The sequence below is a fragment of the Streptomyces griseiscabiei genome (genome assembly GCF_020010925.1).
GTDB classification, from domain to species: Bacteria; Actinomycetota; Actinomycetes; order Streptomycetales; family Streptomycetaceae; genus Streptomyces; species Streptomyces griseiscabiei.
The window spans coordinates 750,002-772,367 of the sequence record NZ_JAGJBZ010000001.1 but is presented as its reverse complement, the minus strand read 5'-3'; the positions used below and the strand labels follow the sequence as shown (position 1 = coordinate 772,367).

18 protein-coding genes and 2 pseudogenes are annotated in these 22,366 nt (G+C 72.4%); 14 read left to right on the top strand and 6 right to left on the bottom strand.

Annotated elements, in window-relative coordinates:
* Positions 1-53: 53 nt before the first annotated feature.
* On the top strand, positions 54-1,286 hold the full coding sequence (gene hemW / locus J8M51_RS03350; protein WP_086754419.1) for a radical SAM family heme chaperone HemW: 1,233 nt from the start codon (positions 54-56) through the stop codon (positions 1,284-1,286).
* Positions 1,287-1,385: 99 nt separating this feature from the next.
* Entirely contained in the window at positions 1,386-1,964 is a 579-nt protein-coding gene (locus tag J8M51_RS03345; RefSeq protein WP_086754422.1) for a Uma2 family endonuclease, read from the top strand.
* On the opposite strand, the gene J8M51_RS03340 is transcribed toward J8M51_RS03345, so the two are convergent.
* Complete coding sequence (locus J8M51_RS03340; RefSeq protein ID WP_086754397.1) at positions 1,942-2,757, bottom strand: DUF3097 domain-containing protein; 816 nt, start codon at positions 2,755-2,757, stop codon at positions 1,942-1,944. The two genes, J8M51_RS03345 and J8M51_RS03340, sit on opposite strands and share 23 nt — an antisense overlap.
* 42 nt (positions 2,758-2,799) lie before the next feature.
* Positions 2,800-3,531, bottom strand: a complete 732-nt coding sequence (locus tag J8M51_RS03335; protein ID WP_086754400.1) for an MBL fold metallo-hydrolase — start codon at positions 3,529-3,531, stop codon at positions 2,800-2,802.
* 190 nt (positions 3,532-3,721) lie between these two features.
* Between J8M51_RS03335 and hrcA the strand changes: the two genes are divergently transcribed.
* The 10 genes and pseudogenes from hrcA (at position 3,722) to J8M51_RS03285 (ending at position 15,051) form a co-directional block, all read left to right on the top strand.
* Positions 3,722-4,738 (top strand): heat-inducible transcriptional repressor HrcA, encoded by a 1,017-nt coding sequence (gene hrcA / locus J8M51_RS03330; RefSeq protein ID WP_086754402.1) that lies wholly within the window; start codon positions 3,722-3,724, stop codon positions 4,736-4,738.
* Complete coding sequence (dnaJ, locus tag J8M51_RS03325) at positions 4,739-5,875, top strand: molecular chaperone DnaJ (RefSeq protein ID WP_086754404.1); 1,137 nt, start codon at positions 4,739-4,741, stop codon at positions 5,873-5,875.
* 240 nt (positions 5,876-6,115) lie between these two features.
* Complete coding sequence (locus tag J8M51_RS03320; protein ID WP_086754406.1) at positions 6,116-7,180, top strand: nitronate monooxygenase; 1,065 nt, start codon at positions 6,116-6,118, stop codon at positions 7,178-7,180.
* A complete protein-coding gene (locus J8M51_RS03315) occupies positions 7,177-7,917 on the top strand; it encodes a 16S rRNA (uracil(1498)-N(3))-methyltransferase (RefSeq protein ID WP_086754408.1) in 741 nt (246 codons plus the stop codon). Before J8M51_RS03320 ends, J8M51_RS03315 begins: the two co-directional genes overlap by 4 nt.
* Positions 7,918-7,958: 41 nt before the next feature.
* Positions 7,959-8,351, top strand: a complete 393-nt coding sequence (locus J8M51_RS03310) for a VOC family protein (RefSeq protein WP_086754410.1) — start codon at positions 7,959-7,961, stop codon at positions 8,349-8,351.
* 85 nt (positions 8,352-8,436) lie between these two features.
* The gene (locus J8M51_RS03305; protein ID WP_256964165.1) at positions 8,437-8,988 is read left to right on the top strand and encodes a hypothetical protein; all 552 of its coding nucleotides are present in this window, start codon (positions 8,437-8,439) and stop codon (positions 8,986-8,988) included.
* A 67-nt stretch (positions 8,989-9,055) separates the two neighbouring features.
* Entirely contained in the window at positions 9,056-12,280 is a 3,225-nt protein-coding gene (locus J8M51_RS03300) for a S41 family peptidase (RefSeq protein WP_086754413.1), read from the top strand.
* Positions 12,281-12,529: 249 nt separating this feature from the next.
* Positions 12,530-12,883: a histidine triad nucleotide-binding protein gene (locus J8M51_RS03295; protein WP_086754415.1), complete on the top strand. Its 354-nt coding sequence runs from the start codon at positions 12,530-12,532 to the stop codon at positions 12,881-12,883.
* Between the two features lie 6 nt (positions 12,884-12,889).
* A complete protein-coding gene (locus tag J8M51_RS03290; RefSeq protein ID WP_086754417.1) occupies positions 12,890-13,798 on the top strand; it encodes a ribonuclease Z in 909 nt (302 codons plus the stop codon).
* A 262-nt stretch (positions 13,799-14,060) separates the two neighbouring features.
* A pseudogene (locus J8M51_RS03285) lies at positions 14,061-15,051 on the top strand (adenosine deaminase).
* 26 nt (positions 15,052-15,077) lie between these two features.
* Here J8M51_RS03285 and J8M51_RS03280 read toward each other — a convergent pair.
* From J8M51_RS03280 to J8M51_RS03265, 4 genes and pseudogenes are all read right to left on the bottom strand, one after another.
* Positions 15,078-16,297, bottom strand: a pseudogene (locus J8M51_RS03280) (MFS transporter).
* A gap of 323 nt (positions 16,298-16,620) precedes the next feature.
* A complete protein-coding gene (locus tag J8M51_RS03275) occupies positions 16,621-17,730 on the bottom strand; it encodes a carbohydrate kinase family protein (protein WP_086764775.1) in 1,110 nt (369 codons plus the stop codon).
* 187 nt (positions 17,731-17,917) lie between these two features.
* Entirely contained in the window at positions 17,918-19,252 is a 1,335-nt protein-coding gene (locus tag J8M51_RS03270; protein WP_267298951.1) for a glucarate dehydratase family protein, read from the bottom strand.
* The gene (locus J8M51_RS03265; RefSeq protein ID WP_398856269.1) at positions 19,249-20,196 is read right to left on the bottom strand and encodes a 5-dehydro-4-deoxyglucarate dehydratase; all 948 of its coding nucleotides are present in this window, start codon (positions 20,194-20,196) and stop codon (positions 19,249-19,251) included. Before J8M51_RS03265 ends, J8M51_RS03270 begins: the two co-directional genes overlap by 4 nt.
* A gap of 147 nt (positions 20,197-20,343) precedes the next feature.
* On the opposite strand from J8M51_RS03265, the gene J8M51_RS03260 reads away from it, so the two are divergent.
* The gene (locus J8M51_RS03260) at positions 20,344-21,129 is read left to right on the top strand and encodes an IclR family transcriptional regulator (RefSeq protein ID WP_086759160.1); all 786 of its coding nucleotides are present in this window, start codon (positions 20,344-20,346) and stop codon (positions 21,127-21,129) included.
* A gap of 155 nt (positions 21,130-21,284) precedes the next feature.
* Complete coding sequence (locus J8M51_RS03255) at positions 21,285-22,358, top strand: PhoH family protein (protein WP_086759162.1); 1,074 nt, start codon at positions 21,285-21,287, stop codon at positions 22,356-22,358.
* Positions 22,359-22,366: the final 8 nt, after the last annotated feature.

Genomic DNA, 22,366 nt, shown 5'->3' with positions numbered 1-22,366 from the left:
GGCGTACGCCGGGGCGCGACGAGGACCGGCGGGGGTGCTGGACAATGGACGACATGCCTTCCGCACTCCCCGACGGTGAGCCCGTCCCCGACGACGGGGCGCTGCCCGCGCACGCCCTGTCCGGCGCGGCCGAGCGGCCTCTCGGGTTCTATCTGCACGTCCCGTACTGCGCGACCCGCTGCGGCTACTGCGACTTCAACACCTACACCGCGACCGAGCTGCGCGGTACCGGCGGCGTCCTCGCCTCCCGCGACAACTACGCGGACACGGTCGTCGACGAGATCCGCCTCGCCCGCAAGGTCCTCGGTGACGACCCGCGCCCGGTCCGGACGGTCTTCGTCGGCGGCGGCACGCCCACGCTGCTGGCCGCCGGTGATCTCGTACGGATGCTGGGGGCGGTCCGGGAGGAGTTCGGGCTCGCGGACGACGCGGAGGTGACGACCGAGGCGAACCCGGAGTCGGTCGACCCCGCCTATCTGGAGACCCTGCGCGCGGGCGGCTTCAACCGGCTCTCGTTCGGGATGCAGAGCGCGCGGCAGCATGTGCTGAAGATCCTCGACCGTACGCACACGCCGGGGCGCCCGGAGGCCTGCGTGGCGGAGGCGCGCGCCGCCGGCTTCGACCACGTCAACCTGGACCTGATCTACGGCACGCCGGGGGAGTCCGACGACGACTGGCGGGCCTCCCTGGACGCCGCGCTCGGTGCCGGGCCGGATCACATCTCGGCGTACGCGCTGATCGTGGAGGAGGGCACGCAGCTCGCGCGGCGCATCCGCCGGGGCGAGGTGCCGATGACCGACGACGACGTCCACGCCGACCGGTATCTGATCGCCGAGGAGATGCTCTCGGCGGCCGGGTTCGACTGGTACGAGGTCTCCAACTGGGCCACCTCCGACGCCGGGCGCTGCCTCCACAACGAGCTGTACTGGCGCGGCGCGGACTGGTGGGGCGCGGGGCCGGGCGCCCACAGCCACGTCGGCGGCGTCCGCTGGTGGAACGTGAAACACCCCGGCGCGTACGCGGGCGCACTGGCCGCCGGGCGCTCCCCCGGCGCGGGGCGTGAGCTGCTGGCGGACGAGGACCGGCGCGTCGAGCGCATCCTGCTGGAGCTGCGGCTGCGGGAGGGGTGCCCGTTGTCGCTGCTGCGCGAGGAGGGCCTCGCGGCGGCCGAGCGTGCCCTGTCCGACGGGCTGCTCGACCCGGGCCCGTACGACGAGGGGCGCGCGGTTCTCACCCTGCGCGGGCGGTTGCTGGCGGACGCGGTGGTGCGGGACCTGGTGGACTGATCACTCGGGCGGGTGAATCGGTGCGGAACGGGGGTTCGGTACCTAACCTGGTTCGTAGGCTGCCGCCGACGGCACGCGGCGGATATGGAGGCCATGGAGATGACCGCTGTGGACGAACGCGACATGACCAGGTACTTCGAGGAGCTTGAACCCCCCGAGGGTGTCAAGGTGGAGCTTCTCCGGGGGGTAATCGTGATGATGGCCAGCCCTGACATCGTGCACAACATGATTGTTGCCGATGTACAGGACCAGATTCCGCGATCGCACTGGTCTCGTCTTCAGACACAGGACATCGACGTTGTGACCGAGCCCAGTGAGCCTGTGCCGGATCTGGTGGTCGTCGCGCGGGACCTTTTGCCTTCTTCGGGTCGGCTGCTGCCGTCGCAGCTCGTCACCATGGTTGTGGAGGTCGTCTCTAAGTCCAGTGTTCATCAGGACTACGAGGTCAAGAGGTCGATCTACGCGGCGGGCAACGTGCCCGCGTATCTCATCCTTGACCCGATCATGGGGCAATGTGTCCTGCTGACTCGGCCCGAGGGGGTGGGAGAGGAAGCGAACTACCTGACGCAACAGATCACCAAGTTCGGTGACCTGGTGGCCTTGGAGATTCTGGGAGTCGAACTGGACACGAGTGACTTCGCCACGTTGCCCGACGTCAGGCCTCATCGCTACCCGTGACGAAGTCGATCAACTCCTCCACCCGGCCCAGCAGTTCCGGCTCCAGGTCCTTGTAGGAACCCACCCGCGCCAGGATCGCCTGCCACACCGCCCCGGTGTTGTCCGAGGGCCAGCCCAGCGCCCGGCACACCCCTGTCTTCCAGTCCTGCCCGCGCGGTACGCGCGGCCACGCCGTGATGCCCACCGAGGACGGCTTCACGGCCTCCCAGATGTCGATGTACGGGTGGCCGACGACGAGCGCGTGGTCGCTCGTGACCGACGCGGCGATACGGGACTCCTTGCTTCCGGGGACCAGGTGGTCGACCAGGACGCCGAGACGCGCGTCCGGGCCGGGGGCGAAGTCCTCGACGATCGCGGGGAGGTCGTCCACGCCCTCCAGGTACTCCACGACCACGCCCTCGACGCGCAGATCGTCGCCCCAGACCTTCTCGACGAGCTCGGCGTCGTGGCGGCCCTCGACGTAGATGCGCCCGGCGCGGGCCACACGGGCGCGGGCGCCCGGGACGGCCACCGAGCCCGAGGCCGTGCGGGAGGGGCCGGCGGGGCCCGCCGACGAGGGGCGGACCAGGGTCACCACACGGCCCTCCAGCAGGAAGCCCCGGGGCTCCAGCGGGAACACCCGGTGCTTGCCGAAGCGGTCCTCCAGCGTCACCGTGCCCGCCTCGCAGCGGATGACCGCGCCGCAGAACCCGGTGGCGGGCTCCTCGACGACCAGACCGGGGTCGGCCGGGACCTCGGGGGCCGGCTGGGACTTCTTCCAGGGAGGGGTCAGGTCGGGTGAGTACTGGCGCATTCGAGTGACGATAGGAGAAGCCGCGCCCGGATGCCGCCGCACTCAGTCCGACACGCCGAAGCGGCGGGCCAGCGCGTCACGTTGGGCCCGGACGAACGCCGCGTCCACCACCGCCCCGTGCCCGGGGACGTACAGCGCGTCCTCGCCGCCGAGGGCCAGGAGCCGGTCCAGGGCGGCCGGCCAGCGGGACGGGATCGCGTCCGGACCCGCCTGCGGTTCGCCGGACTCCTCGACCAGGTCACCGCAGAACACCACCTCCCGGGCGCCCTCCGACACCAGGACCGCCAGGTCGTGACCGGTGTGGCCGGGGCCCACGTTCGCCAGCAGCACCCGGACGCCGCCGCCCAGGTCGAGCGTCCACTCGCCGGAGACAGAGTGGCGGGGGAGGACGAGAAGATCGGCCGCCTCGGTGGCGTCGGCCGGGGGGAGGCCGTGGCGCACGGCGTCCGTGTGGAGGGCGTCGCGGTCACGGGCCAGGACGCCGTCGACGCCCACCGCGCCGAAGACCTCCACCCCGGAGAACGCCGCCGCGCCGAAGACATGGTCGAAATGGGGGTGGGTGAGCGCGAGATGTGTCACACGGGCGCCGCCGAGCAGCCGGCACGCCTCGCCGCGCAACCGCGCGCCCTCCCGCAGACTCGACCCGGAGTCGATCATGAGGGCCGCACCGCCCCCGGCCACCAGCCCGACCGTGCAGTCCCAGCCGGGGAGGCGGCACCGCCCGACCCGCGGCGTCAATCCCTGCCACCCGCACTCTTCCCAAGACACCGTCATGCGCCGACGCTAGCTGTAGCTCGTGGGACCGCGTTGTCGTGTACTCCCCAGTAGGAAAGTGGCCCCGCCCGGAGCCCGGCCTTGCCGGGGGCGTACCCCACCGCCGTACACTGGGCGGGGAGTGTTGGCACTCGCCCGGGGTGAGTGCCAACAGGGCCGCACGAGAGAGACGAGCTGGAGGTGTGCGCGAGTGCTCAGTGAACGCAGGCTGCAGGTGCTGCGCGCCATCGTCCAGGACTATGTGGGCACCGAGGAGCCGGTCGGTTCCAAGGCGCTCACCGAGCGGCACAACCTCGGCGTCTCCCCGGCGACCGTCCGCAACGACATGGCGGCGCTGGAGGACGAGGGCTTCATCGCCCAGCCCCACACCAGCGCGGGCCGCATCCCCACCGACAAGGGGTACCGGCTCTTCGTCGACAAGCTGGCGGGCGTCAAGCCGATGACCCCGCCCGAGCGGCGCGCCATCCAGAACTTCCTGGACGGCGCGGTCGACCTCGATGACGTCGTGGCGCGGACCGTGCGGCTGCTCGCGCAGCTCACCCGGCAGGTGGCCGTCGTGCAGTACCCGTCGCTCACACGGTCGACGGTGCGGCATGTGGAGCTGCTGGCGCTGGCCCCCGCCCGCCTGATGCTCGTGCTGATCACGGACACGGGACGGGTGGAACAGCGGCTGGTGGACTGCCCGGCGCCGTTCGGAGAAACGTCACTCGCGGATCTGCGCGCCCGGCTGAACAGCAAGGTCGCGGGCCGCCGGTTCACCGACGTGCCCCGGCTGGTCGAGGACCTGCCGGAGGCGTTCGACGTCGAGGACCGGGGGACGGTCGCGACGGTGCTCTCCACCCTCCTCGAAGCACTCGTGGAGGAGAGCGAGGAGCGGCTGATGATCGGCGGAACCGCCAATCTCACCCGCTTCGGTCATGACTTCCCCCTCACGATCCGGCCCGTTCTGGAAGCCTTGGAGGAACAGGTCGTCCTCCTCAAGTTGCTTGGCGAGGCGGGGGATTCGGGCATGACCGTACGCATCGGTCATGAGAACGCGTATGAGGGACTCAACTCCACGTCCGTCGTCTCCGTCGGCTACGGTTCGGGCGGCGAGGCAGTAGCGAAGCTGGGCGTGGTCGGACCTACGCGCATGGACTATCCGGGAACGATGGGAGCGGTACGAGCGGTGGCACGGTACGTCGGACAGATCCTGGCGGAGTCTTAAGTGGCCACGGACTACTACGCCGTGCTCGGCGTGCGCCGCGACGCGTCCCAGGACGAGATCAAGAAGGCGTTCAGGAGGCTCGCTCGCGAGCTGCACCCGGACGTCAATCCCGATCCGAAGACCCAGGAGCGGTTCAAGGAGATCAACGCCGCCTACGAGGTGTTGTCGGACCCGCAGAAGAAGCAGGTCTACGACCTCGGCGGCGACCCGCTGTCCCAGGCGGGCGGCGGGGGCGCGGGCGGCTTCGGCGCCGGTGGCTTCGGCAACTTCTCGGACATCATGGACGCCTTCTTCGGTACGGCGTCCCAGCGCGGCCCGCGCTCGCGTACGCGCCGGGGGCAGGACGCGATGATCCGGCTGGAGATCGACCTCGACGAGGCGGCCTTCGGCACGACGAAGGACATCCAGGTCGACACCGCCATCGTCTGCACGACGTGCAGCGGCGAGGGCGCGGCCCCGGGGACCACCGCCCAGACCTGTGACATGTGCCGCGGTCGCGGTGAGGTCTCGCAGGTCACGCGGTCCTTCCTCGGCCAGGTCATGACCTCCCGGCCCTGCCCGCAGTGCCAGGGCTTCGGCACGATCGTCCCCAACCCGTGCCCCGAGTGCGCGGGCGACGGACGGGTGCGGTCGCGGCGGACGCTCACGGTCAAGATCCCGGCCGGTGTCGACAACGGCACACGGATCCAGCTCGCCGGCGAGGGCGAGGTCGGGCCCGGTGGCGGTCCCGCCGGTGACCTCTACGTCGAGATCCACGAGCTGCCGCACTCGACGTTCCAGCGGCGCGGCGACGATCTGCACTGCACGGTGACGATCCCGATGACGGCGGCGTCCCTCGGTACGAAGGTGCCGCTGGAGACGCTGGACGGGCTGGAGGAGGTCGACATCCGGCCCGGGACGCAGTCCGGGCAGTCGATTCCGCTGCACGGGCGCGGTGTCACGCATCTTCGCGGCGGTGGGCGCGGGGATCTGATCGTCCACGTCGAGGTGCAGACGCCGACGAAGCTGGATCCCGAGCAGGAGGGGTTGCTGCGGCAGCTCGCCGCGCTGCGGGGTGAGGAACGGCCCACGGGGCAGTTCCAGCCCGGTCAGCAGGGGCTGTTCTCCCGGCTGAAGGACGCGTTCAACGGGCGCTGAGTGGGTTTCGTCGTCGGGTGCGGCTGCGTGGGGCTTCTCGCGCAGTTCCCCGCGCCCCTGAAAAACAGGGGCTGCGCCCCGTGCCTTTCAGGCCCGTAGGACCGGTGGCTTTTCAGGCCCGCGGGGGCCTGGTCTTTCAGGGGCGCGGGGAACTGCGCGAGAAGCCCCACCGGACCCGCACCCGAACGCACGACCGCACCCGATTCGGCGATGTCCGGAGGACAGTGGCACCATGCCGTCATGTCCTCCGCACTGACCGATCTCGTCCCGCTGCCGATCGTGCAGGCCCCGATGGCGGGCGGTGTATCCGTGCCGCAGCTGGCCGCCGCCGTGTCCGAGGCCGGCGGGCTGGGGTTCCTCGCCGCCGGGTACAAGACCGCCGACGGGATGTACCAGGAGATCAAGGCGCTCCGGGCACTCACCGCACGCCCCTTCGGCGTGAACCTCTTCATGCCGCAGCCGGAGCATGCCGAGCCCGCCGCCGTCGAGGTCTACGCGGAGCAGCTCGCCGGTGAGGCCACCTGGTACGACGCCGAGCTGGGCGATCCCGACAGCGGACGCGACGACGGCTACGAGGCCAAGCTCGCCGTGCTGCTCGACAACCCGGTGCCCGTGGTGTCGTTCCACTTCGGCTGCCCGACCCCCGAGGTCATCGACTCCCTCGCCCGCAAGGGCACCCTCACCCTGGTCACCGCGACCTCGGCGGAGGAGGCACAGGCCGTGGAGCGGTCCGGGGCGCACGCCGTGATCGTGCAGGGCGTCGAGGCCGGCGGCCACCAGGGCACCCACCGCGACGACCCCGAGCGGGACCGCGCCGGGATCGGCCTGCTGTCGCTCGTCGCGCAGGTCCGCGAGGCCGTGGCCCTGCCGGTGGTCGCGGCCGGCGGCATCATGCGCGGCGGCCAGATCGCCGCCCTCCTCACGGCGGGCGCGAGCGCGGCCCAGCTGGGCACCGCGTTCCTCGCCACCGCCGAGTCCGGCGCGCACGCCGTGCACAAGCGGGCGCTGACCGACCCCCTCTTCGTCCGCACCGAGCTGACCCGGGCCTTCTCCGGCCGCCCGGCCCGTGGCCTGGTCAACCGGTTCCTGCGCGAGCACGGCCCGTACGCGCCCGTCGCCTACCCCGAGGTCCACCACCTCACCTCGCCCCTGCGCAAGGCCGCCGCCAAGGCCGGGGACGCGCAGGGCATGGCGCTGTGGGCCGGGCAGGGCCACCGGATGGCCCGGGAGCTGCCCGCCGGGGAACTGGTCGAGCTGCTGGTCGCCGAGATCACCGCCGCGCGGGCCGGGAGCGAGGGGCGATGACCGCACCCGTGTTCGTGGTCGACCGGTTCGAGGGCCGGGGCTCGGAGATCGTGCTCGACGGCCCCGAAGGACGGCACGCCGTCTCCGTGAAGCGGCTGCGGGCCGGTGAGGACGTGGTCCTCACCGACGGGCGGGGCCGGTGGGTGGAAGGCGTGGTGAAAGCCGCCGAGGGCAAGGACCGGCTGGTCGTCATGGATGTGGGGGACGTGCGCGAGGAGCCGCCCGCGCGGCCCCGGATCACCGTCGTCCAGGCGCTGCCCAAGGGCGACCGGGGCGAACTGGCCGTCGAGACCATGACCGAGGTCGGCATCGACGCGATCGTGCCCTGGGCCGCCGCCCGCTGCATCACCCAGTGGAAGGGCGACCGGGGGACGAAGGCCCTCGCCAAGTGGCGGGCCACCGCACGGGAGGCGGGCAAGCAGTCCCGCCGGACGCGGTTCCCCGAGGTCGCGGAGGCGGCCACGAGCAAGCAGGTCGCGGCGCTGCTGGCGCAGGCCGACTTCGCCGCCGTCCTGCACGAGAGCGGTGACGACTCCCTGGCCACGGCGGAGCTGCCGGCCGCCGGGGAGATCGTGCTCGTCGTGGGGCCCGAGGGGGGCGTGTCGCCGGAGGAGCTGGCGCTCTTCGGCGAGGCGGGCGCGGGGGCGTATCGACTCGGGCCCAGTGTGCTGCGCACCTCGACCGCCGGGACGGCGGCCGGGGCGCTGCTGCTGGGCCGAACCGGACGCTGGTCCTGACCCTCCGGTCGCGACCGGCCTCCCCAACCCCTGGGAGCAACGTGGAACTCGCCCAAGTAAGGCTGCTCGTCTCCGACTTCGCCGCGTGCTACCGCTTCTACGCCGATGTCCTCGGGCTGAAACCGCAGTCCGGGGCGGTCGACGGGCCGTACGAGAAGTTCAGTCCGGCCGTCGGGTCCGCGGGGATCGCCCTCCAGGACCGGGCGATGATGTCCGAGGTGCTCGGGGAGCTGGCCGACGCGGCGAACGGACACCGGTCGCTGGTCGTGCTGCGGGTCGACGATCTGGACGCCTACTGCGAGAGGATCGTGGAGCGCGGCGCCACCCTCCTCCAGGGACCCGCACTGATGACCGACCGGATGCGGGTGGCCCATCTCAAGGACCCCGAGGGGAACTTGGTGGAGCTGCAGGAATGGCTGCTGATGGGCGGCTGACGGCCGACGCCCGGTTCCGCTCCTCCCGTCGGCATGGCCGCATGCGGTCTTCCCCGGCGCCGCGGGCGGTGGCAGGCTGCCGTACATGGGGGCATGGAGGCGGATCAGGGCGTACCGGGCCGGCGGGCGCCAGCTCCTGCTGGGAGCCGGGCTCGGCATCGGCGCGGTCGCGGGCCTGGTGGCCTGCGAGGGCGGCGGACTCAACACCGGGGCGGTCGCGTTCACCACGGACCAGCTCGCCACCAAGGAGCTGGAGCGGGAGGGCCTCGACGTCCGGTGGCTCACCTGCACGGCGTCCTACGACGGCGAGGGCGGGGGCGGCGGGAAATCCGCGTCGCCGTCCTCCTCGGTCGCCACCGTCGCGAAGGTCGACTGCGAGGGCGAGGACAAGGAAGGCCGGAAGATCACCGTCACCGGGAAGGTGACCAAGGGGGTCAACGGCCGGTGCGTACGCGGCGATCTGACCGCGAAGGTGGGCGGCAAGGAGTGGTTCCACGTCGAGGGGCTGGGCAACTGCGACGCCCCCCGGTCCGAGCAGCCGGGCGGGCCCGGGCAGCCGGGGCCGACCGCGACGGTCACCGTCACCCAGACCATCTGGTGCCAGAAGGACCCGGCCTGCGTGCCCGAGGGCAAGTGAGGCCCGGCCGCGGGAGACATGATCCAAACCCCTCCCCATCGGACCGAACGCTGCATAAAGTAACTGGGTGACTCAGCTCGCGTATTTCCGGTATCCGCACCTGCACGGCGACCTGGTCGCCTTCACCGCCGAGGACGACGTGTGGGTCGCGCCTCTGGACGGCGGCCGTGCCTGGCGGGTCAGCGCGGACAACGTGCCCGTGAACCATCCACGGATCTCCCCGGACGGCACCACCGTCGCGTGGACCTCCACCCGGGACGGCGCGCCCGAGGTGCATGTCGCGCCCCTCGACGGCGGCTCGGCCAAGCGCCTGACGTACTGGGGGAGTTGGCGCACCCAGGTACGCGGCTGGATGCCCGACGGCCGGGTCCTCGCGCTCAGCACCCACGGCCAGGCCAGCCTCCGGCGCAGCTGGGCACGCGCGGTCCCGCTCGACGGCGGCCCGGCCACCACCCTGCCGTACGGGCCGGTCGGCGATGTCGCCCACGGGCCCGCGACCGTGCTGCTGTCCGCCCCCATGGGCCGCGAGGCCGCCTGGTGGAAGCGGTACCGGGGCGGCACGGCGGGCAAGCTGTGGATCGACCGGGCCGACGAGGGCGCCGAGGGCGGCGCTGAATTCACGCGGCTGCACACCGAGTTGGACGGGAACATCGAGTACCCGCTGTGGGTCGGCGACCGGATCGCGTTCCTCTCCGACCACGAGGGTGTCGGCGCCCTGTACTCCTCCCTCGCCGACGGCTCCGACCTGCGCCGGCACACCCCCGTCGACAGCTTCTACGCCCGGCACGCGGCCACCGACGGCACCCGCGTCGTGTACGCCTCCGCCGGTGAACTGTGGCTGCTGGACGACCTGGACGGCGCCGAACCGCGCAGGCTGGACATCCGGCTCGGCGGACAGCGCGCCGACCTCCAGCCGTTCCCGGTGAACGCCTCCCGCTGGTTCGGCTCCGCCTCGCCCGACCACACCGCCCGGGGCAGTGCCGTCTCCGTACGCGGCTCGATCCACTGGATCACCCACCGCTCCGGCCCCGCCCGCGCGCTCGCCGCCCAGGACGGCGTACGGGCCCGGCTGCCGCGCACCTTCCGGGTGGACGGCGAGGAATGGGTGGTGTGGGTGACGGACGCGGAGGGCGACGACGCGCTGGAGTTCGCGCCGTCGACCGGCGTCGGACCGGGCGCCACCCCGCGCCGGCTCGCCGCCGGACAGCTGGGCCGCGTCCTCGGGCTCGCCGTGGCCCCCGACGGCAGCCGTGTCGCCGTCGCCGCGCACGACGGCCGGGTCCTGCTCGTCGAACGGGAGAGCGGCGAGGTGAGGGAGGTCGACCGCAGCGAGGACGGCGAGGTCTCCGGCCTCGTCTTCTCGCCCGACTCGGCCTGGCTCGCCTGGTCGCACCCCGGCGCACGCCCCCTGCGTCAGCTCAAGCTCGCCAACACCAGCGACCTGTCCGTCACCGAGGCGACCCCGCTGCGCTTCCAGGACTTCTCCCCGGCCTTCACCCTCGACGGCAAACACCTCGCGTTCCTCTCCGCGCGCGCCTTCGACCCGGTCTACGACGAACACGTCTTCGACCTGCACTTCGTCAGCGGAGCCCGCCCGCACCTCATCACGCTCGCCGCGACCACCCCGTCGCCCTTCGGACCGCAGCGCCACGGCCGCCCCTTCGAGGCGCCCGACAAGGACGAGACCCCCGACAGCGAGGGCGCCCCCACCACCCGGATCGACCTCGAAGGACTCGCCGACCGGATCGTCCCCTTCCCGGTCGAGGCCGCCCGCTACTCCACGCTCCGCGCCGCCAAGGACGGCGTGCTCTGGCTGCGCCACCCCGTCACCGGCGTCCTCGGCCACTCCCGGGCCACGCCCGATGACCCGGACCCGAAGACCTCCCTGGAGCGGTACGACCTCGCCCAGCGGCGCCTGGAGTACCTCGCCTCCGACGCCGAGCACTTCTCCGTCAGCGGCGACGGCAAACGGGTCCTGCTGTGGACCGACGGAAAGCTCAAGGTCGTCCCCAGCGACCGGCGCGCCTCCGGCGACGACGACAGCGACACCAACATCACCGTCGACCTCGGACGCGTCCGGCGGACCGTCGACCCGGCCGCCGAGTGGCGCCAGATGTTCGACGAGACCGGCCGGCTGATGCGGGACAACTTCTGGCGCCCCGACCTCGGCGGCGTCGACTGGGACGGCGTCCTGGACCGTTACCGCCCCGTCCTGGAGCGGGTCGCCACCCACGACGACCTCGTGGACCTCCTCTGGGAGGTCCAGGGCGAGTTGGGGACCTCCCACGCCTACGTCACCCCGCGCGGCCGGGGCGGCTCCGGCGACCGGCGGCAGGGGCTGCTCGGGGCGGACGTCTCCCGGCACGACGACGGGCCGCAGGGATCACCGCTGTGGCGCATCGACCGGGTGCTGCCCTCGGAGACCTCCGACCCGGACGCGCACTCGCCGCTCGCCGCGCCCGGGGTGGCCGTGCGGGCCGGGGACGCGATCGTCGCCGTCGGCGGGCAGCCCGTCGACCCGGTGGCCGGGCCCGGGCCGCTGCTCGTCGGCACGGCGGGCAAGGCGGTCGAGCTGACCGTGCTGCCGGCCGGGGGCGGGGACCTGCGGCATCCCGTGGTGGTGCCCATCTCCGACGAGGAGCCGCTGCGGTACCACGCGTGGGTCGCGGACCGGCGGGCCTATGTCCACGAGAAGTCCGGCGGGCGGCTCGGCTATCTGCATGTGCCCGACATGGTCGGCTCCGGGTGGGCCCAGCTCCACCGTGATCTGCGGATCGAGGTGGCGCGGGAGGGGCTCGTCGTGGACGTCCGGGAGAACCGGGGCGGCCACACCTCCCAGCTCGTCGTGGAGAAGCTGGCCCGGCGGATCGTCGGGTGGGACCTGCCGCGCGGGATGCGGCCGACCAGCTACCCCGACGACGCGCCCCGGGGGCCCGTCGTCGCCGTCGCCAACGAGTTCTCCGGCTCCGACGGGGACATCGTCAACGCGGCGGTCAAGGCTCTCGGGATCGGGCCCGTGGTCGGGACGCGGACGTGGGGCGGGGTCGTCGGCATCGACAGCCGGTACCGGCTGGTGGACGGCACGCTGGTGACCCAGCCGAAGTACGCGTTCTGGCTGGAGGGGTACGGGTGGGGCGTGGAGAACCACGGTGTCGATCCGGACGTCGAGGTCGTCCAGGCGCCGCAGGACCATGCGGCGGGGCGTGACCCCCAGCTCGACGAGGCGATCCGGATCGCGCTGGAGGGGCTGGAGTCGACACCGGCCAAGGTGGCACCTCCGCTGCCGTCCTAGGGGTCGGGGGTGCGTTGTCGTCTGCGGGTCCGGTGGGGCTTCTCACACAGTTCCCCGCGCCCCTGAAAAGCAGGGGCTGCGCCCCGTGCTTTTCAGGCCCGCCGCCGGTCGCCTTCCAGGGCCGTGGGGCCCTGGTCTTTCAGGGGCGCGGGGAACCGCGCGACCAGCCCCCACGCACCCGCACCCGACGACGCACCCTCCAGATAGCATGCCCCGGTAGGGGATTCACCGGTGGCTGGGAGGCGACGTATGGCTGGGGAGCCGCAGGACGACTGTCTGTTCTGCAAGATCGTGGCGGGGCATGTGCCCGCGACGATCGTGAGGGAGACGGAGACGACGGTCGCGTTCAGGGACATCAACCCCCAGGCACCGACCCACGTCCTGGTCATCCCGAAGGCGCACTACAAGGACGCCGCGACACTCGCCACCGCCGCCCCGGACCTCGCCGCGGACGTCCTCCGCGAGACCCAGGCCGTCGCGGACGAGGACAAGCTGGAGAGCTACCGCATCGTCTTCAACACCGGCACCGGCGCCGGCCAGACCGTGTTCCACGCGCACGCCCACGTCGTCGGCGGCCGCGGCCTGCAGTGGCCCCCCGGCTGACCAGCCGTGTCCGTACGTGAACTGGTCGTCCTCGGCACCGCCAGCCAGGTCCCGACCCGCCACCGCAACCACAACGGCTATCTGCTGCGCTGGGACGCCGAGGGCCTCCTCTTCGACCCCGGCGAGGGCACCCAGCGCCAGATGCTGCGCGCCGGGGTCGCCGCGCACGACCTGAACCGCATCTGCGTCACCCACTTCCACGGCGACCACTCGCTGGGGCTGGCCGGTGTCATCCAGCGGATCAACCTCGACCGGGTCCCGCACGAGGTCACCGCCCACTACCCGCGTTCCGGCCAGCGGTTCTTCGACCGACTGCGGTACGCCACCGCGTACCGGGAGACGGTTCAGCTGATCGAGGCGCCGGTGGAGGGGGAGGGCGGGGTGCTGGCCGCCACCCCCGCCTACACGCTCGACGCGCGGCAGCTGTCCCACCCCGTCGAGTCCTACGGCTACCGGCTCGTCGAGCCCGACGGGCGCCGGATGCTGCCCGAGCGGCTCGCCGAGCACGGGATCAAGGGCCCGGACATCGGACGGATACAGCGGGAAGGGGCGATCGGGGGTGTCACCCTCGACGACGTCAGCGAGGTGCGCCGCGGACAGCGGTTCGCGTTCGTCATGGACACCCGGCTGTGCGACGGGGTGTACGCCCTCGCCGACGCGGCCGACATGCTCGTCATCGAGTCCACGTTCCTCGACGAGGACGTCCGACTCGCCACCGACCACGGGCATCTGACGGCCGGCCAGGCCGCCGCCGTCGCCCGCGACAGCGGCGTACGGCATCTGGTGCTCACCCACTTCAGCCAGCGCTACTCCGAGCCCGCGGAGTTCGAACGGCAGGCGCGGGCCGCCGGGTTCGAGGGGGAGCTGACCGTGGCGCACGATCTGATGCGGGTGCCGCTTCCGAAACGGCGCTAGGGCCTGTCTTCAAATTCCCGCCTGCCCCGCGACGCCATGCACGCTCCCCACTCTCGGCTTCGCTCGAGCGGGAGGTACCCCACCGCCGCACCGGGCCCTGACCCGAGTACGTCCAGTACGCGGGTCAGGGCCGGCACGCCAAAGCACGCACCTGACGCCGCGGGGCCGCTCTTCGGGCGACGACGGGAATTTGAAGACAGGCCCTAGGGGCGAGAGAGCGGCCGTTTACGGAACGGTGGCAGAGCGGCCGTACGATGCTTTGATGTCCCTCCCCAAAGCTGAACTGCACCTGCACATCGAAGGCACCCTGGAGCCGGAGCTGGCGTTCGCGCTGGCCGCCCGCAACGGGTCGCGCTGCCGTACGCGGACACGGAAGCGCTCCGCAAGGCGTACGAGTTCGAGGATCTGCAGTCCTTTCTGAACCTGTACTACGAGCTGATGGCCGTCCTGCGCACCGAGCAGGACTTCGCCGACCTCGCCGACGCCTATCTCGCCCGCGCCGCCGCCCAGGGCGTCCGGCACGCGGAGATCTTCTTCGACCCGCAGGCCCACCTCGCGCGGGGCGTGGGGATGGGCACGGTCGTCGAGGGGCTGTGGCGGGCGCTGGGCAGGAGCGAGGAGCGGCACGGGATCTCCACACAGCTGATCCTCTGCTTCCTGCGGGACGAGTCCGCCGAGTCCGCCCTCGCCACCCTGGAGGCCGCGAAGCCGTACCTCGACCGCATCGTCGGGATCGGCCTGGACTCCGCCGAGGTCGGGCATCCGCCGGTCAAGTTCCGCGCGGTGTACGAGGCCGCCGCGGCGCTCGGGCTGCGCCGGGTCGCGCACGCGGGGAGGAGGGCCCGCCGGAGTACATCACCGAGGCCCTCGACGTCCTCGGCGTCGAGCGCGTCGACCACGGGCTGCGCTGCATGGAGGACCCGGCCCTCGTGGCGCGGCTGGTGCGCGAGCGGGTGCCGCTGACCCTGTGCCCGCTGTCCAACGTACGGCTGCGGACCGTCGACACCCTCGCCGACCACCCGTTGCCCGCCATGCTCGACGCGGGTCTGCTCTGCACGGTCAACTCCGACGACCCGGCCTACTTCGGCGGCTACGCCGGCGACAACTTCGACGCCGTACGCCGGACCCTCGGCCTGAGCGAGGACCGGCTGCGTGAGCTGGCCCGCAACTCCTTCGAGGCGTCCTTCCTGGAGCACGACGAGGAGCGGCGGGCCCGGTATCTCGCCGAGGTCGAGGCGTACGCGTTCGGCTGAGCGGCGGGTGGTGTGCGGTGAGGGGCTCAGGCCGCCGGGCGGTACTCGGGATGCCCGGCGGTCGCCTGCTCCTGGTAGCGGGCGTGTTCCGTGGTGAGCGAGGGCACGCGCAGGGCCACCCGGGTCATGGGGGCCGCGATGAGCAGGAGGCCCACGGCGAGGATCGCGCCCATCGCCGGATAGCGGCGTGCGCGGAGAGCAGGCTGCCGACGAGCGGACCGGCGGCCGTGCCCAGTGAGGACGCGGAGCCGATGAGGACCGCCCAACGGCCGCGCGGGTCCAGGGAGGCGGCGAGACCGATGAGATACGACAGCACGACCGGGTAGAGCGTGTTCCAGGCGATCTCGCCCGCCGCGAAGGCCGGCAGGTCGGTGGCGCTTGCGCTGAGCGCGATACAGCCGGCGATGAGTGCGGTACCCCCCTATGGGGAGCGCGCGGCCGAAGCGCGCGCCCAGCGCACTCGCCCCGATCACTCCGAGCAGGCCCGCGCCGAGCGCCGTCGCGAACACCGCGCCGACGGTGACCTCGGACAGCCCCGCCTGGGTGGTCCCGATCCGGCCGCTGACACCCCAGAGGGAGTTCTGCGCCAGGGACCACAGCAGCAGCGTCACGGCGAGGGTCAGGCCGTGGCGGAGATGGGGCAACGGGGCCCGCTCCCGGGCGACCTGGGCGGTGGCCACCGGGGCGGCGAGCCGGGCGGTCGCCGGGAGGGTGAGCAGGGCCGTGAGGGCGAGGGCGGCGAGCGGGACGCCGTGGCCGGGGCCGAGCCGGGGGATCGTCAGATAGAGCGCGCGGCCAGCGCCGAGACGCTCAGCAGGCCCGCCGTCGACACCCGGTGCAGGTCGCGCTGCGCGGCGATCCCGGTCGCGGCCACGGCGGTCGCCGTACCCGAGCCGAAGCCGCCGAGGACCGCGCCGGCGACCACCGCGGGCAGGGCCGTGGTGAGCGCGGCGGTGCCGTAGCCGGCGGCGGCCAGCAGCAGGCGGCGCGGGCGAGTCGGCGGGGACCGAGGCGTTCCACGTGGGCGGCGAGCGTGAAGCCGGCCGTGGCCGAGCCCAGCAGCAGGGCGCTGCCGACGGCGCCCGCGCCGGTGGTGGTGAGGGAGGGCCGCGTCGAGTCTGCCGACCGTGGTGGGCAGGAGGTACGCGGCGAGGTACCCGGCGGTGAAAAGGGCGACGAGGGGCCGGGGTGGGGTGGTGGTGCGGGGGACACGGGCGTTCCTGGACGTGCGAAGGTGCGGCTCAATACGGGGGGTTGGGCGGCTGGCTGTCGATGGACAGGGACGCGCGGAGAATTTGTATCACGGTGGGTTTGGGGTGGGGGTTGCTGGGTAGGCGAGGGGGCTTCGGGGGCGCCTAGTAGCTCGGGGGTGCCTGATTCGTCGGCGGGTGCGGGTCAGTGGGGCTTCTCGCGCAGTTCCCGCGCCCCCTGAGAAGCAGGGGCTGCGCCCCCGTGCTTCTCAGGCCCGCAGGGGCCTGGTTTTTCAGGGGCGCGGGGAACTGCGCGACCAGCCCACCCACCCGCACCCGCCGACGAATCAGGCACCCCCGAGCCATGAGGCGCCCGGTCTCAAGCCGAGCGGCGGAAGCCGATCGTCGGGACGGCGCGCCGCAGCGGCCACGGGCTGACGTGGTCCTTGGGGAGGAAGTCCTCCAGGAACGCGTACCGGCGCAGCGCGGCGGGATCCTGACGGTCCAGCGACTGCACCCGCCGCCACCACGCGGCGACCTCGGCCCAGCCGGGCGCCGACAGCGACCCCCCGAACTCCTGCACCGACAGCGCCGCCGTCAGCCCCGCGAAGGCCAGCCGGTCCGCGAGCGGCCACTCCGCCAGCGTCCCGGCGACGAAACCGGCCACGAACACATCACCCGCACCCGTGGGGTCCAGCGCCTCCACGGCGATCGCCGGCACCTCCGCCGTCTCACCGGTCCGCCCGTCCACCGCGTACGCGCCGTCCGCGCCCAGCGTCACCACGGCCACCGGGACGTGCTCGGTGAGGGCGCGCGCGGCGGCCCGGGGGCACTCGGCGCCGGTGTACCGCATCGCCTCGGCCGCGTTGGGCAAAAACGCCTCGCAGTGCGCCAGATCGGCGAGCCCTGCCAGATCCCAGGCGCCGGTCTCGTCCCAGCCGACGTCCGCGAAGATCCGGGTGCCCTCGCTCGCGGCCTTCGCGATCCAGGGGGCGCGTACGCCGGGCGTGAGGGAGGCGACGGCGGCGCGTGCGGAGGGCGGGCACTCCGGCTCGGACTGCTCCGGGGGCGCCGCGTGGCCGTGCGAGACCATCGTGCGCTCGCCCTCGTACGCCATGGAGACGGTGACCGGGGAGTGCCAGCCGAGGACGGTGCGGGAGGTGGAGAGGTCGATGCCCTCGCCCTGCTCCAGCGCGTCCCAGCAGTACTCGCCGTAGTGGTCGTCGCCGAAGGCCGCCGCCAGGGAGGTCTTCAGGCCGAGCCGGGCCAGGGCCGTGGCCATGTTCGCCACGCCGCCGGGGCTCGACCCCATGCCGCGCGCCCAGGACTCGGTTCCGCGCACCGGGGCGGAGTCCAGGCCGGTGAAGATGATGTCGAGGAAGACGGTGCCGGTCAGATAGACGTCCCAGGGCGGGTCGCCGGCCGTTCTCAGGTCCCTCAGCGGGTCGACCTCGGGCCGGTGCGGACGTTCTCCCTTGAACGCGGTCACGGTGTGCTCCCTGGCGTGGTGCGGATCCAGCCAGTCTGCCGCAACGCTCCGCTGGGTGGGGCGAGTGTGGTGGTGGGGGGCTTCGGTGTGTTGTCGGGTGCGGGTCCGGTGGGGGCGGGTCGCGCAGTTCCCCGCGCCCCTGAAAAGCAGGGGCTGCGCCCCCTGCTTTTCAGGGGCGCTCACGGCGCTACCAGCGAGGCACCCCCGGCGTCACCCACCCCGCGTCGGCGGCCCGCATCGCCGCCGCGTCGTCCCGGTCGCGCAGGGCGCCGTCGTCGTCCAGCCAGCGGCGGTGCAGGAGGTCGAGCCTGTCGTGGTCGAGGGAGACGCCGAGGCCGGGCGCGTCGGACACCCGTACCGCGCCGTTCTCGAAGGCCGGGCGGGTGGTGAGGACGTCCTCCGACTGCCAGGGGTAGTGGGAGTCGCAGGCGTGACGCAGACCGGGCACCGTGGACGCCACATGGGTCATCGCGGCGAGGCTGATCCCCAGATGGGTGTTGGAGTGCATGGACACGGCGACCCCGAACGTCCGGCAGATCGCGGCCAGTTCCCGTGTGTTGCGCAGCCCGCCCCAGTAGTGGTGGTCGGAGAGGACGACCTGCACGGCGCCCTTCGTGAAGGCCTCCTCGATCTCCGCGAACGTCGTCACGCACATGTTGGTGGCGAGCGGTACGGAGGTCCGCGCCGCCACCTCCGCCATCGCGGGCGTCCCGAGCGCCGGGTCCTCCAGATACTCGAGGACGTCACCCAGTTCGTCCGCGACCTTCAGCGAAGTCTCCACGGACCAGGCCCCGTTGGGGTCCAGCCGCAGCGGATGCCCGGGGAACGCCTCCGCCAGCGCGCGGATCGCGGCGATCTCCTCCTCCGGCGGGAAGACACCGCCCTTCAGCTTGAACGACGTGAAGCCGTACCGCTCCTTGAACCGCCGGGCCTGCTCCACCACCCCGGCCGGGTCCAGGGCCGCGCCCCAGTCGTCCTTCTCGGCGGTGACGCCCCCGGGATGGTCCGCCTTCTCGGCGGTGACGCCCCCGGGATGGTCCGCCCACTTGTAGAAGAGGTACGCGCTGTACTCCACGGTGTCCCGCACCTTGCCGCCGAGCAGCGCGTGCACGGGCAGCCCCAGCGCCTTGCCGAGCGCGTCGAGACAGGCGACCTCGAACCCCGACACCACCGACAGCCGCAGCTTGTCGGCGGTCTGGACACCGCGCAGCCCGCCCACGTCGACCTGTCCGGCGACCCGGGAACCGTCGACCGCCAGCTCGTCCGCGACGGTGAACAGCCCGTTCAGATCGCCGACCTGACGGCCCACCAGCTTCTCCGCGAACGGCCGGGCCAGCTCCAGGTACTTGGTGTCGCCGTACGTCTCGCCCACGCCCGTGATCCCGCTGGCGGTCACCACCTCCACGATCAGCCGGGGCGTGTACGGCTGGTGCACACCCTGGGTGTTCAGCAGTGGTGGGTCGGCGACCAGGATCGGGGTCAGCCGGACCTCGGTGACGGTCAGATCGCGGGGCGCGGTCACAGGGCGGCTCCTACGGCGAGGGTGGGGGTGGGGACGGGGGACTCGGCGGGGGCGAGATCGGCGACCAGGTCGAGGCCCGTGGCCAGCAGCGCCTCCAGGTCGGCCAGATCGGCGGGGGAGGGGTCGGTGAGCGGGGCGCGCACCGGGCCGACGGGACGGCCGCGCAGCCGGGCGGCGGCCTTGACCAGGGAGACGGCGTATCCCGGCCGCCGGTCGCGCAGTTCGACGAGCGGGACGTAGAACTCGCGGAGCAGCCGCTCCACCGCCGGGTCGTCGCCGCGGCGCAGCGCGTCGAAGAAGGTCCCGGCGATCTCGGGTGCGAAGGCGTGGACGGCCGAGGAGTAGGCCGGGACGCCGACGGTGGCGTAGGCACGGGCCTGGATCTCGGCGGTGGCGGCGCCGTTGAAGAAGAGGAAGCCCTCGGGCGCGGCGAGGGTGAGGCGCTGGAGGCGGTCGAGGTCGCTGTGGCCGTCCTTGAGCCCGACGACGTTCGGGACACGGGCGATGCGGCGCAGCGAGTCGGCGGTGAAGGCGACCTGGCCGCGCTGGTAGGCGATCAGCGGCAGCGGGGTCCGTGCGGCGATCTCCTCCAGTTGGCGGACCAGACCCTCCTGCGGGGCGGCGACCAGGTAGTGCGGCAGCACCAGCAGGGCGTCGGCGCCCGCCTCCCCGGCGATGCGCGCGAACCGTACGGCCTGCGCCCAGCCGTAGCCGATGCCCGCGACGACCGGCACCCGGCCCGCCGTGACCTCCACCGCGGCGGTCACGACCTGCCGGTACTCGTCCTCGTCGAGCGAGAAGAACTCGCCCGTGCCGCAGGCCGGGAAGACCGCGCCGGGGCCGGTGGCGACCTGGGCGTCGAGATGGGCGCGGAAGCCGTCGAGGTCGAGGGAGCCGTCGGCGTGGAAGCTGGTGAGGGGGAACGACAGGACGCCGCTCGTCATGCCGTGCGCCAGCCGTCGGACCGTATCCGTGCACGGACTCACGCGACACCATCTCCCTATGTAGACGTCATCTATGTATGAGGATGAAGATTAGATAGGTGAACTTCGACCGTCAATGGCCGTGCGTGCCTCTTCTACGATCGGCGCATGTCGGAAACAGAGAGCGGCGTACGCGAGGTGAAGTCGGCGGCGCGCACCGTCGACCTGCTGGAACTGCTGGCCGCGCGCGGCGACCGCCCCGCCCGCCTCCAGGAACTCGCGGACGAACTCGGGGTCCCGCGCAGCTCGATGTACGCCCTGCTGCAGACCCTGGTCGGCCGGGGCTGGGTCAGGACCGACACCACCGGCTCGCTCTACGGCATCGGCATCCGCGCACTGCTCACCGGCACCAGCTATCTGGACTCCGACCCCCGCGTGCGCGCCGTACGGCCGTACCTCGACGAGGCGTCCGAGGCGCTCGGCGAGACCATCCACCTCGCCCGCCTCGACGGCATGGACGTCGCCTATCTCGCCACCCGCGAGTCCCACGAGTACCTGCGCACGATCAGCCGCGTCGGCCGCCGGCTGCCCGCCCACGCCGGGGCCCTCGGCAAGGCCCTCCTCGCCGAACGCCCCGACGCGGACCTCCCCGACGGCCCCTACGAGGCGCTCACCCCCCGGACCCGCACCACCCGCGCCGACCTGGCCGCCGACCTCGCCGCCGTCCGCGCCCGGGGCTACGCCGTCGACCGGGAGGAGGGCGTCCCGGGCATCGTCGGCTTCGGCTTCGCCCTGCGCACCGACACCCCCGCCACCGACGCCGTCAGTTGCTCGGTCCCGGTCGCCCGCCTCGTCCCGGAGCACGAGGAGCGGATCGTGACCGTCATGAGGGAGATCCGGGCGAAGATCGAGGCGACCGCCCCGGGCGCGGCGGGTGCGCCGGTCTGGCGCTGAGAGCGCCGAGAGCGCCGAGAACACCGAAAGGGGCGAAAGGTGCGGGGCGTAAAAGCCCTACGGCCCTGTCAGTGCCCCGGCGTACCCTTGAGTCACCAGCGCAGGCCCACCCTGCGACTCGCTTCAAGGAGGACGTGCGGCCACAGAGCCGGCCCATGACTCAGACACGCACAGCTCACACCCCCGCGCAGGGCAAGGCGAGAGCGCAGTTCACCGTCCCCGCGGCGCACCCCATGGTGACCGTGCTGGGTTCCGGCGACTCCCTCCTGCGCGTGATCGAGAAGGCCTTCCCGGCGGTCGACATCCATGTCCGGGGCAATGAGATCAGCGCGGTCGGCGACGCCCCCGAAGTCGCTCTCGTCCAGCGCCTGTTCGACGAGATGATGCTGGTGCTCCGCACCGGACAGCCGATGACGGAGGATGCGGTGGAACGCTCGATCGCCATGCTGAGGGCGAGCGGGAACGGGAAGAGCGAAGGCCAGGAGACCCCGGCCGAGGTGCTGACACAGAACATCCTGTCCTCGCGCGGCCGCACGATCCGCCCCAAGACCCTCAACCAGAAGCGCTATGTCGACGCCATCGACAAGCACACCATCGTCTTCGGCATCGGCCCGGCCGGTACGGGCAAGACGTACCTCGCCATGGCCAAGGCGGTCCAGGCCCTGCAGTCCAAGCAGGTCAACCGCATCATCCTGACCCGCCCGGCGGTGGAGGCGGGGGAGCGGCTCGGCTTCCTGCCCGGCACGCTCTACGAGAAGATCGACCCCTATCTGCGCCCGCTGTACGACGCGCTGCACGACATGCTCGACCCGGACTCGATCCCCCGGCTGATGGCGGCGGGGACGATCGAGGTGGCGCCGCTGGCGTACATGCGCGGCAGGACCCTGAACGACGCCTTCATCATCCTCGACGAGGCGCAGAACACCTCGCCCGAGCAGATGAAGATGTTCCTCACCCGCCTCGGCTTCGACTCGAAGATCGTCATCACCGGTGACGTGACCCAGGTCGACCTGCCGAACGGCACCAAGTCCGGTCTGCGCCAGGTGCAGGACATCCTGGAGGGCCTGGACGACGTGCACTTCTCCCGGCTGTCGTCGCAGGATGTCGTCCGGCACAAGCTCGTCGGCCGTATCGTCGACGCGTACGAGAAGTACGACAGCGAGCACGGCACCGAGAACGGCGGCCACAAGGGCGGCCGGGGCAGGCAGTCCGGGCCCAAGGGGAAGTAGACAGACAC